Here is a 16,817-nt window from a genome sequence, read left to right as displayed (position 1 = left end):
GAGGTCGTTGGTGATCAGCACGTCCCCTGGGTGCAGCGCCTCGGGCGGGAAGAAGCGCAGGAAGTGCTTCACCGTCGCCGGCAGCGTGCCGATGAAGGAGGGGATGCTCTCGGTCGCCTGCACCAGCGACTGGCCGCGCGCATCCGTCACGATGCAGGAGAAGTCGTAGCTCTCGCGCACAAGGGTCGAGAACGAGGTGCGCACCAGCGCCGCCGCCGCCTCGTCGACCAGCGAGATCAGCCGGCGCCAGAGCAGCTCCAGCTCCACGGCATCGAAGCGCCGAGCGGTCATTGGGCATTCTCCTGCGCGGGGAGCTCGGCCCGGATCGAGCCGTCCGGCAGCAGCGCGATCCGCGCGCCGGGGCCGACCACGAAGGTGCTCTCGTTCTCCTCGAACACCGCAGGCCCGTCGGCGGTGAAGCCCGCCGGCAGCGCGTAGCGGTCATAGACCGGCGTGTCCACCGGCCCGCCGGTCTCGAGGAAATGCACCGGACGCCGTCCCTTCAGCACCAGCCGGCCGGAATCCCGTGTGAGGTCGAGCCGGCCCTCCGCCCCTGGAACGGGTGCCGAGACCGAGAGCCTGAGTGCCACGAACTGGATCGCCGCGCCGGGCGGCGTGCGGCCGAACAGGCGGCGATACTCCGCCTCGAACGCCGCGCGCATCGCCGCGTGGTCGAGCGGATCGGGAACCGGCACGGTGATCTCGCTGCCCTGGCCGATATAGCGCATGTCGGCGAGCCGCCGGACGACGCGGCGCGCGAGATCGGCGCCGGTGGCCGCGATCACCTGCGCGCCGTCGCGTTCGAGCCGGGCGAAGATCGTCTCGATCGCGGCAAGATCGGCCTGATCCAGCGGCATGGTCAGCGAGGCGACGCGGTCCACCCGGGCCGGTGCCATCAGCATGCCGATCGTGCTGCCCGCGCCGGCGCCGGGCGGGCAGACGACGCAGCGGATGCCGAGCTTGCGCGCGACCGCCCAGGCATGCACGGGCGCCGCGCCGCCGGTCGCCATCAGCGCGTATTCGTGCGGCACCCGCCCGCGCTCGGCGATCGCGACGCGCGCCGCGCCGGCCATGGTCTCGTTGACGACATCCTGGATGCCCGCGGCCGTGCGCGTCGGCTCGAGCGCGAGCGCGCCGGCGAGCCGGCCGAGCGCGGCATCCGCCGCCGCCGTGTCGATCACCATCGTGCCGCCGAGGAAGAACGCCCCGTTGAGGCAGCCGAGCGCGAGATCGGCATCGGTCACGGTCGGCTCGGCGCCGCCGCGCGCATAGCAGGCCGGGCCCGGCTGCGCGCCGGCGCTGTCCGGTCCGACATGCAGCGTGCCGAGCTCGCTCCGCCGCGCGATCGATCCGCCGCCGGCACCGATCTCGATCAGCTCGACCGTGGCGATCTGGATCGGCAGGCCCGAGCCGCGCAGGAACCGACGCTCGCGTGCGGCCTCGAACCCCCAGGCGACCAGAGGCTCGCCGTCATCGACCAGCGCCAGCTTCGCGGTGGTGCCGCCCATGTCGAAGGCAAGCACGCGGTCGAGTCCGGCCTGCCGGCCGAACCATGCGCCGGCCAGCGCGCCCGCCGCCGGCCCGCTCTCCAGCAACTGCACCGGTGAGCGCTTGGCCTCGGCCACCGGCGCGAGCCCGCCATTGGAGAGCATCAGATGCAGCGCGCCCGGAATGCCGATCGCGGCGAGCTCGCGCTCCAGCCGGTCGAGATAGACCTCCGCGAGCGGGCGGATCGAGGCGTTCGCGACCGTGGTGCTGGCGCGCGGGTACTCGCGGATCTCCGGCGCGATCTCGCCGGAGAGCGAGATGGAGAGACGCGGGAAGCGCTCGGCGATGGCGGCCGCCGCCCGCCGCTCATGCGTCGGGTTCGCATGGGCGTGCAGGAACACGATCGCCAGGCTCTCGATGCCCGCTGCCACCAGCGCCTCGGCCTCGCGCAGGCAGGCCTCGAGGTCGAGCGGCGTCACCACCGCGCCGTCGGGGCCAAGGCGCTCGCGCACCTCGCGCCTGAGCGGGCGCGGCACCAGCGGCTTCGGCATGGCGATGAACAGATCGTACAGCTCGTACTTGCGCTCCCGGCCGATCTCCAGCACGTCGCGAAACCCGGCGGTGGTGATCAGCCCGGTGCGGGCCCCCTTGCGCTCGATCAGCGCGTTCGTGAACAGCGTGGTCGCGTGCACCACGCGGCCGATCGCGGCGGGCGCGATCGCATGCGCCCGGAACAGATGCGCGACCCCCTCCATCACGCCGCGCGCCGGATCGTCCGGTGTCGTGCTCTCCTTCCAGATCGCGGCCCGGCCGGTCGCCGGATCGAAGGCGACGAGGTCGGTGAAGGTTCCGCCGATATCGATGCCGAGCGAAAGCGTCGCGGCCATCATCGTTCCTGTCGGTGTTGCGAGGACCGGTGCGTCACCGCGGCGCGATCCGCCTGCGCCGCGCCCAGCCGAAGCCCCCGAGTGCCAGCACCAGCGCGATCCCGGCGAGGTCGGTGATCGCGCCCGGGCTGATCAGCAGCAGGGCCGCGGCGAAGAACAGCGCGCGCTCGGCATGGCCGAGCGGGGCCAGCAGCCAGCCGATGATCGCGACCGAGAGCGCGAAGATGCCGATCGTGGCGGTGATCACGGCCAGCGTCACCTCGATCGCGGTTCCCATGCCGAGCAGCGGCGGGCCGAACACGAACATGTAGGGGATGATGAAGATCGAGAGGCCGAGGCGGAACGCGATCCAGCTGGTCCGCCACGGATCGGCGCCGGCGACGGCGGCGGCGGCGTAGGACGCGATCGCCACCGGCGGCGTGATCGAGGATTTCGAGGCCACCCACATGATGAACATGTGCGCCGCGAGCAGCCCGACCCCGCCCTGTACCAGGCCCGGCGCCAGCAGTGCCGCCATGATGATGTAGGCGCCGGAGGTCGGCATCCCCATCCCCAGCACGATCCCGGTGATGGTGGTCAGGATCAGCAGCACGATCGTCTGCCCGCCCGCAACATCGAGGATCAGCCCGGAGAGCCGCAGCCCAAGCCCGGTCTGGCCGATGATGCCGACCAGGATCCCGCCGACCGCGCAGGCGATCGTGACTGGCGCGACCAGGCGCGGCGCATCGGCCATCGCCGTCCAGCAGACCGCAAGGATGCGGCGGCGGTTCCGCGCGTCGAGCGCCGCGAGCAGCGCGACCAGCGTCGCGATCGCCCAGACCGCGGCGGTGGTCGGGGTCCATCCGTCGACCAGGATGCCGACCATCACGATGATCGCGACCAGCAGATAGCCCTGGCGCGCCAGCACCGAGAGCAGCCCCGGCGCGTCCGCGTCGGCGGCCGCGCCGAGCCGGAGACGCCGCGCCGCGCGAGCGACCAAGATGAACACCGCGATCGCGTAGAGCGCGGCCGGGATCACGCTGATCCCCATGATCGTCGCGTAGGAGGAGCCGGTGAACTCCATCATGATGAAGGCGGCCGCACCCATGATCGGCGGGGTGATCTGCCCGCCCGAGGACGCGACCGCCTCGACGCCGGCGGCGAACTCCTTCTCATAGCCGCTGCGCCGCATCGCGGGGATCGTGAAGGCGCCCGTGGTGACGACGTTCGCCGCCGAGCTGCCCGACAGCATCCCCATGAAGGTGCTCGCCACCACCGCGCTCTTGGCCGCCCCGCCGACGGTGCCGGCGGTCAGCGAACGCGCGAGGTTGGTGAAGAAGTCGCCGGCCCCGCTCGCGGCGAGCAGCGCGCCGAACAGCACGAAGTGGAACACGTAGTTCGACATCACCGCCACCGGCACGCCGAACACGCCCTCGGTGGTGAGGTAGGTGTATTCGAGCACCGCCTCGAGGCTGTAGCCGCGGTGCCAGAGCGCGCCCGGCAGCAGGTTGCCGAACAGCGCATAGGCCAGGAAGGCGAGCAGCACGGCCACCAGCACCCAGCCGACGGTGCGCCGCGCGGCCTCCAGCACGACCACCAGCAGGCCGATCGCGAGCCACGTCTCGGTCGCGGACAGGGGATCGACGAACAGCATCCGCGTCGTGATGTACTCGGCGTTCAGGAACAGGTAGCCGCTGGATGCGACCGCGATCGCGATCAGGAGGACGTCGCGGGCGAGTGCCGCCAGCGAGGCGCGCGCCTCAGCCGGGCGCGCCAGGAACAGCACGACCACGGCGAGCAGCAGGTGCAGCGGATAGTGCACCTCGCCGACCGGCGTGCCGAAGAACCCGGTCCAGAGATGGTAGCCCGACATCGCCACCGCGACGGCGGTGCGGATGCCATCGACCGCGGCGGCAAGCGCGCCATGGGCCGCGTCGGCGCGGGCCGGCGCGGTCACCCGGCGCTGGTCCGGCCGTCGTTCACCGGTGGTGCGTGACCGTGGTCAGCGCAGCACGCCCGCCTCGCGCCAGAAGCGCTCGGCGCCGGGATGGAAGTCCACGCCGGTGCGCAGGCCCAGTTCGGCCAACTGAAGCGCGCCGAGCGAGGCGTGGATCTGGCGCAGCTTGGCGAGGTTCTCGGCCAGGGTGCGGGTGACCCAGTACGCCTCGTCCTCCGCCATCTCCGCGCGGACGATGATCAACTGGTCGGTGACCGCGGTCGGCACCGGCGCGGACTGGCCACGATAGAGCCCGGCGGGCAGCTCGCCCGGGCGGAACCCGGAATTGAGCTGGATCATCCGCGCGCGCAGATCGCCGTCGATCGGCAGGAAGCGGACTTCCAGGCTCTGGGCGACGTCGAGGAAGGCCGGGCTCGGCGCCAGCGTCGTCGCGGTGAAGCCGACGACCCGCCGATCCTTCATCTGCGAGGCGCCGTAGCCCTGGCCGCCGCGGGTCAGGGCGAGGTCCTCCTCGCGCATCCCTGCCGCCTGCAGCACGAGCCGGAACGCCTCGGTGGTGACGTTCCCGACCGGCTGGGAGGCGAATGCCTTGCCGCGCAGCTCCGCGATGCTGGTGACGCCACTGTCGGCGGCGACCACGATGTGGACGTGGTTCGGTCCGATCGTGCCGATCGCGCGGATGTTGGTGATCGGCGCGCGGAAGGGCGCCTCGCCGCGCACGGCGAGCGGTGGCACGGCGCTCATGGTGAACGCCATCTCGCCGCGGCCGGCCGACACGACGGCGACGTTCGATACACCCCCGCCGACCTCGGATGAGGCGCGGATCCCGGCCTCCTGGAAGATGCGCGCGAAGCCGCCGCCCATCGCGTACCACGAGCCGCCCTGCGGCCCGGTGAAGATGGTCAGCTGCTGGGGTGGCTTGCCTTGCGCGGCCACGGGCTGGGCGAGGCCGATCATCGCGGCGGCGAGGGCGGCGCAGATCAGGGACGGCGACCGTGGCATGGGCGTGCTCTCCTCCGTGGCCGACGGAGGAAGTATGCGGCGTGCCGACCGGCTTGGCGAGGACCTCCGCGCAGCGGTTGGGCGGTGGGCGGGTGCGCGCGCTCGCGGCCCGGGGCTGGTGCCCCCGGTGCCGGCGCGCGATGCTGCGCCCCCACCCGAACGGAGGACCGCGCGCGCATGCTGCAAACCCCGCCCGCCCTGCCCGGCGACGCCGAGGCGGAGATCGACACCCCGGCGCTGCTGCTCGACCTCGACGCGTTCGAGGCGAATCTCGACACGATGGCGCGGCTGCTCGCGGGCACGAACGCGAAGCTCCGCCCGCATGCCAAGACCCACAAATCCGCGACCGTCGCGCGGATGCAGATCGCGCGCGGCGCGGTCGGGCAGTGCGTGCAGAAGCTCGGCGAGGCCGAGGCATTGGCCTGGGGCGGGGTCGGCGACATCCTGATCTCGAACGAGATCGTCGGGCCGGCGAAGCTGCGCCGACTCGCCGGGCTGACCAGTCTCGCCAATGTCGCGGTGTGCGTCGATGACGCCGAGCAGGTCTGGGCGCTGGAGCAGGCGGCCGAGGCGGCTGGCACGCGGATCGAGACGCTGGTTGAGATCGATGTCGGCATGGGCCGCTGCGGCGTCCAGCCGGGCCCGCCCGCCGTCGCGCTCGCCGAGCGGATCGCGCACAGCCGCCAGCTCGGCTTCGCCGGGCTCCAGGCCTATCACGGCAAGGCCCAGCACCGCCGCACCGCGGAGGAGCGGCACGAGGCGATCGCGGCAGCGGCCGATGCGACGCGCCGCACGGTCGAGCAGCTCGCCCAGCGCGGGCTGCAGTGCCGGATCGTCGGCGGCGCCGGCACCGGCACCTTCGAGGAGGAGGTCGCGAGCGGGATCTGGAACGAGATCCAGGCCGGGTCCTACGCCTTCATGGACGCCGACTACGCGCAGAACCTCGACGCGGCCGGCAAGCCGGTGTCGACCTTCAGGCACGCGCTGTTCGTGCTGGCGACCGTGATGAGCGCGCCGCGGCCGGGTGTCGCGGTGCTCGACTGCGGGCACAAGGGGGTGGCGGTGGATCGCGGCCCGCCGGTGGTCTGGCAGATGCCGGACGTGCGCTGCGCCGGCTGCTCGGACGAGCACGCCACGCTGCACTTCGATCCCGGCGCCCGGAGCCTCAAGCTCGGCGAGAAGCTGCGCCTGGTGCCGGGACATTGCGATCCGACGGTGGACCGCCACGACTGGTATGTCGGCATGCGCGGCGGGCGGGTCGAGTGCGTGTTCCCGGTCGACGCCCGGGGCGCGATGCGCTGACGTCAGCCCTGGCCGCTGGCGCCCGCGGCAAGCTCGGTCGGCGAGACCGTCACGCAGTCCGGGCCACGCGTCGGCCAGGCATTGCACGCGTTGCGCGCCTCGGCGCGGGTGAGGTTCTCCAGCTCCGCGCGCCAGGCCGGCCGCCCGGCAAAGCGCACCCGCGTCACCTTCGCCGCTGGCGCCGACGAGGCGATCACCGCATTCGCCCGCTTCACCGCGGCCAGTGCGCCGGCGCGGTCGCGATAGACGCCGAGCCGCACCGCCCAGTCGCGCGACACCGCGGCAAGCCGCGTCGCGCCGCCAGCGGGCGAGATCGGTGCACAATGCGGGCGGCTGGCGCAGACACGGCGCGCCTGGGCCTCGGTCAGCGCCGCGAGGCGGGCGGCCCAGACCGTGCGGCCGCCTGCCGCGGTTCGCTCGACCTGCACCGTGCCGCTGCCGACCTTGCGCGCGGCGATCCTGGCGGCGGCGACCGCGCCGCCCCGGTCGCGGTAGCTGCCGAGCCGGACCGCCCAGCCGCGCGTGGCGGCCGCGGCCTGGCGCGCCCCGGCCGCGGGGGCGATCGTGGCGCAGTCCTGGCGGCGGCGCTGCCGGTCGGTGCAGGCCTTGCGGGCCTGTGCCTCGGAGAGCCCGGTGACCTGGGCGCGCCAGACCGTGCGGGCGCGCAGCCGCGCCTGCTCCACCGTCGCAGCCCCCGCGCCGATCCGTCGCGCGGCAGTGCGCGCGGCGGCGAGCGCGCCGCCCCGGTCGCGGAACGCGCCGACCTGCACGGCCCAGCCGCGCGCGGGCGCAGCCGGGGCGGCAGCGGCGCGCGAGACCAGCCGGATCGGCGGGCCAGCCGAGGCGGTGCGGATCGGCCCGCCGAACGCCTGGTCGAGCAGGTCGGCCATGTGCTGGTCGCGCTCGGTCGCCGAGGCGCCGCCCAGCACCACGCCGACCAGGCGCCGGCCGTCCCGCATCGCCGAGGTGACGAGGTTGAAGCCGGAGGCGCGGATGTAGCCGGTCTTGATCCCGTCCGCCCCGTCATAGCCGGCGAGCAGGCGGTTGTGGTTGCGGTGCACCCGGCCGCGCAGGCTGAACGACTCGGTGGCGAAGTAGCGGTACTCCGCGGGGAAGTCGGCGAGCAGGCGGAGCCCCAGCGTCGCCATGTCGCGCGCGGTGGTGATCTGCGCCGCGTCGGGCAGGCCGGAGGCGTTGCGGAACACGGTGTCGCGCATGCCGAGCTGGCGCGCGCGCAGCGTCATCAGCCGGGCGAAGTTGTCCTCCGTGCCGCCGAGCGTCTCGGCGATCGCGGCGGCCGCGTCATTGGCCGAGCGGGTGATGATGGCGAGCAGCGCCTGTTCGAGCGTGATCCGGCTGCCCGCCGGCAGGCCGAGCTTGGAGGGCGGCCGCGCGGCGGCATGCGCCGACATCACCACCGGCGTGGACCAGCGCGCCCGATTGGCGCGCACAGCCTCGAACACCATATACGCGGTCATCATCTTGGTCAGACTTGCCGGGTGGCGCGTCGCATCGGCGTGGCGCGTGAACAGCACGCGGCCCGAGCCGGCCTCGACCACGATCGCGGCGTAGCGGTCGGAGCCGATCTGGGCCGCGGCCGGGCCGGCGGCGAGCGCGACCAGCAGGCTGAGCACGGCGGCGCGCAGGCTCAGCATCGGCAGGCCGGGTGGGCGGGGCGGGGCATGCGGTGCATCGGCCATCCTTCGTTGCGGCCGAGTCGCAGCCCAGCCGTGCGTGGCGAGCGTAGGTCGCGGCAGACGCGATGTCTACAGGAAATCGCGTAAAGCCAAAGGGTTGTAAACGCTCCCTTAGGGAATGCCGGCGGTGTCCCTCGCAACCGCTGCTCCGAGGTTATGCTGCACTGCAATATTCTGCTTGACGCATCGCCTCGCATGCGCCATCTAGTTGTCATGCTGCATTGCAGCATTCCGTTTCCCCGACGTTGCGAAGAAGGACACGCACCATGACCAACAAGACCAAGACTGCCGCCGTTGTCGACACGACCACCGAGGTCGCGCAGAAGGGCTTCGAGCAGGCCCAGGTCGCGCTGAAGGCGCAGATGGACGAGGCGACCAAGCACGCCGCCGTCGCCCAGAAGGGTTTCGAGCAGGTGATCGAGCTCGGCAAGGGCAACTTCGAGGCGATGATCAAGAGCTCGACCATCCTCGCCGAGGGCATCCAGGAGATGACCAAGGCCGCGTTCGCCATGAACCAGGCCGCGTTCGAGGAGGGCATCGCCAATGCCCGCGCGTTTGCCGGTGTGAAGAGCATGCGCGAGGCGGTCGAGCTCCAGACCGGCTTCGCCAAGGCCGCCTTCGAGAAGTTCGTCGCCGAGACGACGAAGCTGTCCGAGCAGGGCACCAAGCTCGCCGAGCGGGCATTCGAGCCGGTGGTCGAGCGCGTCAACGTGACGGTCGCGAGCTTCGGCAAGCCGCTCGCCGCCTGATCACCCCGGCACACGATCGCGCGTCGCCCACCCCCCGGGGCGGCGCGCACCGGCGGGAGGGCCCGGTTGCGCAAGCGGCCGGGCCCTTCGCGCATTCGTGCCCGGCGCGCAACACATCCGCGCGGGCCTTTCCGGCGCGGGCCGGCTTCCGATATCATGCGCATGGGCGGCGCGGCGGTGCGGCGCATCAGGACGGCATCAGCGGGGCGATGAGCGAGAACGACAAGCGCGGCAACAACAACGGGGAGAACCCGACCACGGGCGTTGTCATCAAGGCCCGGCCGAAGACCCGCAAGCCCAGCATGTACAAGGTGCTGATGCTGAACGACGACTACACGCCGATGGAGTTCGTCGTGCACGTGCTGGAACGCTTCTTCAACAAGTCGCGCGAGGACGCCACCCGGATCATGCTGCACGTCCACCGCCGCGGGGTCGGGGTGTGCGGCGTCTACACCTACGAGGTCGCCGAGACCAAGGTGACGCAGGTGATGGACCTCGCGCGCCAGCATCAGCACCCGCTCCAGTGCACCATCGAGAAGGAGTGATGCTTCCGGGTGAGAGAAGTCATACCATTTCCTTACTCATGATGCGGCATGATGCCGCAGCGCGGGTTGGCAGCCGACGGCCGCATCGGCCGGAGGCGGGACCCGCCGAAGGAGGGTGGACGAATGCTGTCCCGCAACCTTGAGCAGACGCTGCACCGTGCCCTGGGGCTGGCGTCCGAGCGTCGGCACGAATACGCGACGCTCGAGCATCTCCTGCTCAGCCTGGCGGAGGACAGCGACGCCGCCGGGGTGCTCAAGGCCTGCGCGGTGGACGTCGAGAAACTCCGCCGCGAGCTCACCGAGTTCGTCGACAAGGACCTCGCCGGGCTGGTGACCGACCGGGCGGGCGATCCGAAGCCCACCGCCGGGTTCCAGCGCGTGGTCCAGCGCGCCGCCATCCACGTCCAGTCCTCCGGACGGGACGAGGTCACCGGCGCCAACGTGCTGGTGGCCCTGTTCAGCGAGCGCGAGAGCCACGCCGTCTACTTCCTCCAGCAGCAGGACATGAGCCGGCTGGATGCCGTGAACTACATCAGCCACGGCATCGCCAAGGTGCCGGGCCGGGCCGAGAAGCGCCCGGTCCAGGGCAGCCCGCAGGGCGGCGAGGAGGGCGAGGGGGCCCGCGAGGAGAAGCAGTCCCGCCGCGGCCAGGAGGCGTTGGCGAACTACTGCATCAACCTCAACCGCAAGGCCGCGCAGGGCAAGATCGACCCGCTGATCGGCCGCGAGCTGGAGGTCGAGCGCACCATCCAGATCCTCTGCCGGCGCACCAAGAACAACCCGCTCTATGTCGGCGATCCGGGCGTCGGCAAGACCGCGATCGCCGAGGGGCTCGCCAAGCGCATCGTCGAGGGCGACGTGCCCGAGGTGCTGGCGCGCTGCACCATCTACGCGCTCGACATGGGGGCGCTGCTCGCCGGCACGCGCTACCGCGGCGACTTCGAGGAGCGGCTGAAGGCGGTCGTCTCCGAGCTCGAGGCGCAGCAGGGCGCGATCCTGTTCATCGACGAGATCCACACCGTGATCGGCGCGGGCGCCACCTCGGGCGGGGCGATGGATGCCTCGAACCTGCTCAAGCCCGCGCTCGCCTCCGGCACGCTGCGCTGCATCGGCTCGACCACCTACAAGGAGTATCGCAACTACTTCGAGAAGGACCGCGCGCTGGTGCGCCGGTTCCAGAAGATCGACGTGGCCGAGCCCACGCTCGACGACTCGATCAGGATCCTGAAGGGTCTCAAGACCAACTACGAGAAGCACCACCGCGTCCGCTACACCGATGACGCGATCAAGGCCGCGGTCGAGCTCTCGGCGCGCTACATCCACGACCGCAAGCTGCCCGACAAGGCGATCGACGTGATCGACGAGGTCGGCGCCTCGCGCATGCTGCTGCCCGAGAACAGGCGGCGCAAGACCGTGACGGTGAAGGATGTCGAGGAGATCGTCGCCAAGATCGCGCGCATCCCACCGAAGTCCGTCAGCACCGACGACAAGGAGACGCTGAAGAACCTGGAGCGCGACCTCAGGGCGATGGTGTTCGGCCAGGACGTCGCGATCGAGGCGCTGGCCGCCGCGATCAAGCTCGCGCGCGCGGGCTTGCGCGACGGCGAGAAGCCGATCGGGTGCTATCTGTTCTCCGGCCCCACCGGCGTGGGCAAGACCGAGGTCGCGAAGCAGCTCGCCAAGACCATGGGCATTGCGCTGACGCGCTTCGACATGTCGGAGTACATGGAGCGGCACAGCGTCAGCCGCCTGATCGGTGCGCCGCCGGGGTATGTCGGCTTCGATCAGGGCGGGTTGCTGACGGACGCGATCGACCAGAACCCGCATTGCGTGCTGCTGCTCGACGAGATCGAGAAGGCGCACCCGGACCTGTTCAACATCCTGTTGCAGGTGATGGACCACGGCAAGCTGACCGACCACAACGGCAAGCAGGTCGATTTCCGCAACGTCATCCTGATCATGACGACGAATGCGGGCGCCTCCGACATGGCCAAGCCCGTGATCGGCTTCGAGCGTGTGATGCGTGTGGGCGAGGACGAGGACGCGATCAAGCGCCTGTTCACGCCCGAGTTCCGCAACCGTCTCGATGCGGTGATCGCCTTCTCAGGGCTGACGCCGGAGATCGTCGGCCGGGTGGTGGACAAGTTCGTGATGCAGCTCGAGGCGCAGTTGGCCGACCGCAATGTCACCATCGAGCTGACGGATGCGGCGCGGCACTGGCTGGCCGAGAAGGGCTACGATCCGCTCTATGGAGCGCGTCCGCTCGCCCGCGTGATCCAGGAGCACATCAAGAAGCCGCTCGCCGAGGAACTGCTGTTCGGCAGGCTCGCCAAGGGGGGCGCGGTGCGCGTCGGCGTCGAGGAAGGGACGAAGACGCTGACCTTCACCTATATCGAGGTGCCGGTGGCCGCGCTGCCGAAGCCCGAGGGCGACGCCGGCGAGGGCGACGAGGAGAAGGCGCCGGAGGCGGTGGAGTAGGGAGCAGGCCGGACGTTCCGTCCGGCCTGTTGACGCATCTTGCGTCACCGCGGAACATTCCCGCGCAAGCCGGGAATGTCGATATGGCGATCCCTGACTACGAGACATTGATGTTGCCGTTGCTGCGGCTCATCGAGCCGGGGCCGCTTGCAATCCGCGACATCTCAAGCCGCCTCTCCGACCAATACGCCCTGACCGCGGAGGAGCGCGCTCGGCAGCTGCCGAGCGGCAAAGGGGTAACGGTCATCCATAGCCGTGCCGGCTGGGCAAAGACCTACCTCAAGCAGGCAGGGCTCGTGTCACAACCTCGCCGCGGCGTCGTGGAGCTGACCGCCCGGGGCAGGGCGCTCCTGGCAGAGAATCCTTCGCACATCGACAACACCGCTCTCTCGCGTTACCCGGAGTTCGTCGCGTTCAAGGAACGGAGCCGAGCTGAAGCCAAGGCACCGACCGAACAGGGGGCTTTGCCGATGCTCAACGGTGAGCGTTCGATCGCGACGGCCGATGAGCGGATCGACCTTGCTGCGGCCGAGTTGGATGTGACGCTGCGCGAGGACTTGCTCGTGCGCCTCAAATTGTCCGACCCGAGATTCTTCGAGCGGGTGGTGATCGATGTGCTCAAGGCGCTCGGCTATGGTGCTGGCAGCGGCGGCATGGCCGAGGCAACCGGCGGCTCGGGTGACGGCGGGATCGACGGTGTGATCGACGAGGACCGCTTGGGCCTTGACCGCATCTACGTCCAGGCCAAGCGGTACGGCGAGCAGGCGGTCGGCGCTCCGGTGATCCAGAACTTCATCGGCGCGTTGCAGATGCGCGGCGCGAGCAAGGGCGTGCTGATCACGACGAGTCGCTTCAGCAACCAAGCGGAGACTGCTGCCAGGACGATCCCCTCGATGCGGATCGTGCTGATCGACGGCGACAGGCTCGCGGGCTTGATGATTCGCCACAACGTCGGCGTCCGCACGGAACGCACCGTGGAGATCAAGAAGCTCGACTTCGACTACTTCGAACCCGACGCCGTCTGACCGCGCATCACCAGTCACCCGATCCGCCCGCTGCCATACTGTCGGCTCAGGACTCGTCGATGCGGGAGATGGGGACGGCGTAGGATGTCTGGAACATGCGAGATCCCGCGCGCTTCACCGGCGCTACCGTCATGCCGGGCGCCAGGATCAGCGTCGCCTGGGTCCCAGGCGCAAGCCGCGAAGGGGCGCGGCGTCCTGGCAGGACACCGCTCTGACGGCCCGGACCATGCCTCATGCCGGCCTGCCGAAGGTTTCACCCTCGGCAGGCCGGTATGAGGGGTTGTTGCGCGCGTGGCCGCCCCACCAGCCCCACGCGCGATGCCCTGCTGCCATAGGTCAAGCCTTTGGCAGCCGGGTATCAGACCGGGGTTGCGCCGAGCCGCGCCTTCAGCCGTGGCGCGGCGAAGTCGATGAAGGCGCGGATCTTCGATGCCAGCAGCCGCGCCTGCGGATAGACAAGCTGGATCGGCACGGCCGGCGGCGTGAAGCCCTCCAGCACCACGACGAGACGGCCATCGGCCAGCAGCGGCGCAGCCATGTAGCAGAGCGCGACCGTGATCCCGTCGCCCCGCTCGGCGGCCGCGAGCGCGGCGGCAGCATCGTTCATCTCCAGGCGCGGCGCGAGCGCGACCGTGTCCGCCCGGCCGTCCTCGCCCAGATGGCGCCATTCGCGCGCGGGCATCAGGCCGGTGAAGGCAATGATGTCGTGCAGCCGCAGCGCCTCGGGCCGCGCTGGCGCGCCACGGCGTGCGATGTAGCCGGGGCTCGCGACGAGCAACCGCCGTGTCTCACCGATGCGGCGTGCGACCAGCGAGGACTCCGGCAGCGCGGCAATGCGCACTGCCACGTCGACGCCTTCCTCGACCAGGTTCACGACACGGTCGGCCATCAGCAGCGAGGCGGTGACGCGCGGCTCGGCACGCAGGAACTCTGCCAGCACCGGCGCCACGTGCATGCGCCCGAAGGTGACCGAGGCGGCCACGGTCAGATGCCCCGTGGGCGTCGCCGCCTCACCGCCCGCCGCCCGCTCCGCCGTCTCGAATTCCGTGACAAGACGCCGCGCGCTCTCGATGTAGCGCGAGCCGGCCTCGGTCAGGCTCAGGCTGCGCGTGGTGCGGTTCAGCAGGCGCACACCGAGCCGGTCCTCGAGCGCGGAGACAGCACGCGTGACGGCGGGCGGCGAGATGCGCAGCCGCGCCGCGGCGGCCGCAAAGCTGCCCGCCTCGTTCACGGCGATGAACACCTCGATCAGGCGCAGGCGGTCCATGGTATTCTTCCGAGAATTGGAAGAATCTATTCCACACGACGGGCATTCTGTCATCGATCGATACGCGACACTGTCGGCCGTCCGGCGAGAAGGCCAGGCGCCCAGACAGGAGAACACCCCGATGTCCCGCATTCAGATGATCAACCCCGCCAACGCCACCGGCGAGGCCAAGGCGCTGCTTGATGCTGTCCAGGCCCAGCTTGGCGCCACCCCGAACTTCATCCGCGTGCTCGCGAACTCCGTCCCCGCGCTGAAGGGCTTCCTCGGCCTCTATGGCGGCGCCGGCGACGGTGCGTTGGACGCCAGGATGCGCGAGCGCATCGCGCTCGCGGTGGCCGAGGAGAACGCCTGCCAGTACTGCGTCTCCGCGCATGCCGCGATCGGCCGCAAGGTCGGCCTCGACACTGCCGAGATCGACGCCGCGCGCGCCGGCACCTCCAGCGACGCCAAAGCCGCCGCGGCGGTCGCCTTCGCCAGGGCGCTCGCCGCGCATGACGGCGAGGTGACGGCGGCCGAGGTCGAGGCCGTGCGGGCCGCCGGCTACTCGGACGGCGAGATCGTCGAGATCATCGTCAATGTCGGCCTCAACGTGCTGACCAACATCCTCGGCAAGGCGACCCAGGTCGACATCGACTTCCCGAAGGTCGCGCTGCGCCGCGCCGCCTGACGCCCCACCACCCGCATGCCCGGCCGCACCACGCGGCCGGGCGGACAGCGAGAACCCCGATGGGACACCGCTTCGCCGAGATCGCCTTCACCCCCACGGTCAAGGCCGTGCAGGAGGCGCACGGCAGCCGCGCCAACTACCTGGCCTTCGAGGCGGGCGAGGCACATCACGACCGCCTCGGCCCTGCCGAGGCCGGTTTCATCGCCGCGCGCGACAGCGTCTACATCGCGAGCGTGTCGGAGACGGGCTGGCCCTATGTGCAGCACCGCGGCGGCCCGCCCGGCTTCCTGCGCGTGCTGGACGAGCAGACCATCGGCTTCGCGGATTTCCGCGGCAACCGGCAGTATGTCAGCGTCGGCAATCTGGAGCGGAACGACCGCGTCGCGCTGATCCTGATGGACTATGCGCGCCAGCGGCGGCTCAAGATCCTCGGCCGGGCGCGCCTGCTCGGGCCGGGCGAGAACCCGGCGCTGCTCGCGCGGCTCGACCTGCCCGACTACCGCGCCCGGGTCGAGCGTGGGCTGCTGATCGCGGTCAAGGGCTTCGACTGGAACTGCCCGCAGCATATCGCGCCGCGCTTCACCGCTGAGGACATGGGCAACGCCATCGCGCCGTTGCAGACGCGGATCGCGGAACTGGAAGCAGCACTCGCCGCACTGCGGGCCGAGGCCATGCCATGACCGCGACGCTCGACCTGGTCGTCGCGACCGCCACACCGGTGGCGGAGGATGTCCACGCCTTCCGCCTCGTGCAGGCGGACGGGGCACCGCTGCCGCCCTTCACCTCCGGCGCGCATGTCGTGCTGCACGGCCGGCGCATAAACGGCACGCCAGCCGCGCGCGCCTACTCCCTGGTGGGCGACCCGGCGGATCGCGCGGCCTACACGGTCGCCGTGCTGCGACAGGGCGAGCATGGCGTCTCCGCCTGGCTGCATGCGCAGGCGCCCGGCGCGCGGCTGCGGGTGGAGGCGCCGCGCAACGACTTTCCGCTGGCGGAGGCGGCGGAACACGTGCTGCTCGCGGGCGGCATCGGCATCACGCCGATCCTCGCCATGGTGCGCGACCTCGCCGCGCGCGGCGCCGAGTTTGCCGTCCACTACGCCGCGCGCTCGCCCGCGCGCATGGCCTTCCGCGAGGAGATGCGCACCATCGCCGGGTCGCGGCTGACGACCTGGCTCGGCTCGGCGGGCGCGCGGCTCGACATTCCCGCCGCGATCGGCTCGTGGACCTTCGGCGCGGCACCCGGCGTGGCAGAGCGCGGCTTCACGGTCGACCTCGCGCAGTCGCGCATCTCCATCACGGTCGCGCCGGGGGAGAACATCCTCGATCGCCTCTTCGCCGTCGGCGTGCTGCCGAGCTTCGACTGCCGGCGCGGCGCGTGCGGCGCCTGCCTGGCGCGCGTCGTGGCGGGCGAGCCGGATCATCGCGACACGTATCTGACGGAGGCGGAACGCGCGGCCGGCGCGTTCATGACCGTCTGCGTCTCACGGTCGAACAGCGATCGACTTGTGCTGGACCTGTGAGGGGGCGATTGGCCCTCAATGGCCAACGAGACGTTCCGACCACGTGCCTTTGCCGCTCGATCCGACCTGTGCCGTCAGGGCGCCGGCAGGGCCTCGCCGCTCAGCGTCTCGATCAGTGGACAGTGCGGCACGTCATCGCCGGAACAGCGCGCCACCGTGCCGGCGAGCACGGCCTCGATCCGCGCAAGATCGGCGATGCGGGCGCGCACATCTGCAAGATGCTGCTCGGCCCGACGCTTCACCGCCGCGCAG

The 16,817-nt window shown here is 71.1% G+C and carries 14 protein-coding genes; 8 read left to right on the top strand and 6 right to left on the bottom strand.

Annotated elements, in window-relative coordinates; translation table 11 throughout:
• The 4 genes from ACTIFU_RS16245 to ACTIFU_RS16230 form a co-directional block, all read right to left on the bottom strand.
• The coding region (locus ACTIFU_RS16245) for a hydantoinase B/oxoprolinase family protein (RefSeq protein ID WP_439579366.1) at positions 1–291 on the bottom strand (291 nt) is incomplete at its 3' end.
• Positions 288–2,375, bottom strand: coding sequence for a hydantoinase/oxoprolinase family protein (locus ACTIFU_RS16240; RefSeq protein WP_439579365.1), 2,088 nt, complete (start codon positions 2,373–2,375; stop codon positions 288–290). The genes ACTIFU_RS16245 and ACTIFU_RS16240, both read right to left, overlap by 4 nt.
• A gap of 34 nt (positions 2,376–2,409) precedes the next feature.
• A complete protein-coding gene (locus tag ACTIFU_RS16235) occupies positions 2,410–4,311 on the bottom strand; it encodes a TRAP transporter permease (RefSeq protein ID WP_439579364.1) in 1,902 nt (633 codons plus the stop codon).
• A 45-nt stretch (positions 4,312–4,356) separates the two neighbouring features.
• Positions 4,357–5,313 (bottom strand): TAXI family TRAP transporter solute-binding subunit, encoded by a 957-nt coding sequence (locus ACTIFU_RS16230; protein ID WP_439579363.1) that lies wholly within the window; start codon positions 5,311–5,313, stop codon positions 4,357–4,359.
• Positions 5,314–5,490: 177 nt separating this feature from the next.
• Between ACTIFU_RS16230 and ACTIFU_RS16225 the strand changes: the two genes are divergently transcribed.
• The gene (locus tag ACTIFU_RS16225; protein WP_439579362.1) at positions 5,491–6,615 is read left to right on the top strand and encodes a DSD1 family PLP-dependent enzyme; all 1,125 of its coding nucleotides are present in this window, start codon (positions 5,491–5,493) and stop codon (positions 6,613–6,615) included.
• Positions 6,616–6,617: 2 nt separating this feature from the next.
• On the opposite strand, the gene ACTIFU_RS16220 is transcribed toward ACTIFU_RS16225, so the two are convergent.
• Positions 6,618–8,315, bottom strand: a complete 1,698-nt coding sequence (locus ACTIFU_RS16220) for a D-alanyl-D-alanine carboxypeptidase family protein (protein ID WP_439579361.1) — start codon at positions 8,313–8,315, stop codon at positions 6,618–6,620.
• A 263-nt stretch (positions 8,316–8,578) separates the two neighbouring features.
• On the opposite strand from ACTIFU_RS16220, the gene ACTIFU_RS16215 reads away from it, so the two are divergent.
• From ACTIFU_RS16215 to ACTIFU_RS16200, 4 genes are all read left to right on the top strand, one after another.
• Complete coding sequence (locus ACTIFU_RS16215; RefSeq protein WP_439579360.1) at positions 8,579–9,061, top strand: phasin family protein; 483 nt, start codon at positions 8,579–8,581, stop codon at positions 9,059–9,061.
• Positions 9,062–9,270: 209 nt separating this feature from the next.
• Positions 9,271–9,606 (top strand): ATP-dependent Clp protease adapter ClpS, encoded by a 336-nt coding sequence (gene clpS, locus ACTIFU_RS16210; protein ID WP_439579359.1) that lies wholly within the window; start codon positions 9,271–9,273, stop codon positions 9,604–9,606.
• A gap of 123 nt (positions 9,607–9,729) precedes the next feature.
• The gene (gene clpA / locus ACTIFU_RS16205) at positions 9,730–12,084 is read left to right on the top strand and encodes an ATP-dependent Clp protease ATP-binding subunit ClpA (protein WP_439579358.1); all 2,355 of its coding nucleotides are present in this window, start codon (positions 9,730–9,732) and stop codon (positions 12,082–12,084) included.
• Positions 12,085–12,167: 83 nt separating this feature from the next.
• A complete protein-coding gene (locus ACTIFU_RS16200) occupies positions 12,168–13,109 on the top strand; it encodes a restriction endonuclease (protein ID WP_439579357.1) in 942 nt (313 codons plus the stop codon).
• A 358-nt stretch (positions 13,110–13,467) separates the two neighbouring features.
• On the opposite strand, the gene ACTIFU_RS16195 is transcribed toward ACTIFU_RS16200, so the two are convergent.
• A complete protein-coding gene (locus ACTIFU_RS16195; RefSeq protein ID WP_439579356.1) occupies positions 13,468–14,376 on the bottom strand; it encodes a LysR family transcriptional regulator in 909 nt (302 codons plus the stop codon).
• 121 nt (positions 14,377–14,497) lie between these two features.
• On the opposite strand from ACTIFU_RS16195, the gene ACTIFU_RS16190 reads away from it, so the two are divergent.
• The 3 genes from ACTIFU_RS16190 to ACTIFU_RS16180 are packed head-to-tail and all read left to right on the top strand — an operon-like array spanning position 14,498 to position 16,565.
• Positions 14,498–15,043 carry a carboxymuconolactone decarboxylase family protein gene (locus ACTIFU_RS16190; protein ID WP_439579355.1) on the top strand — a complete coding sequence of 182 codons (546 nt, stop codon included), beginning with the start codon at positions 14,498–14,500 and terminating at the stop codon, positions 15,041–15,043.
• A gap of 59 nt (positions 15,044–15,102) precedes the next feature.
• Complete coding sequence (locus tag ACTIFU_RS16185; RefSeq protein WP_439579354.1) at positions 15,103–15,723, top strand: pyridoxamine 5'-phosphate oxidase family protein; 621 nt, start codon at positions 15,103–15,105, stop codon at positions 15,721–15,723.
• Positions 15,720–16,565, top strand: coding sequence for a PDR/VanB family oxidoreductase (locus ACTIFU_RS16180; RefSeq protein ID WP_439579353.1), 846 nt, complete (start codon positions 15,720–15,722; stop codon positions 16,563–16,565). The genes ACTIFU_RS16185 and ACTIFU_RS16180 overlap by 4 nt, the downstream gene beginning before the upstream one ends.
• The last annotated feature ends 252 nt before the right edge of the window (positions 16,566–16,817 follow it).

The sequence above is a fragment of the Elioraea sp. genome (genome assembly GCF_051860475.1).
Classification (GTDB): domain Bacteria; phylum Pseudomonadota; class Alphaproteobacteria; order Acetobacterales; family Acetobacteraceae; genus Elioraea.
The sequence above is the reverse complement of the archived record's forward strand: the minus strand, read 5'-3'. Positions and strand labels throughout refer to the sequence as shown.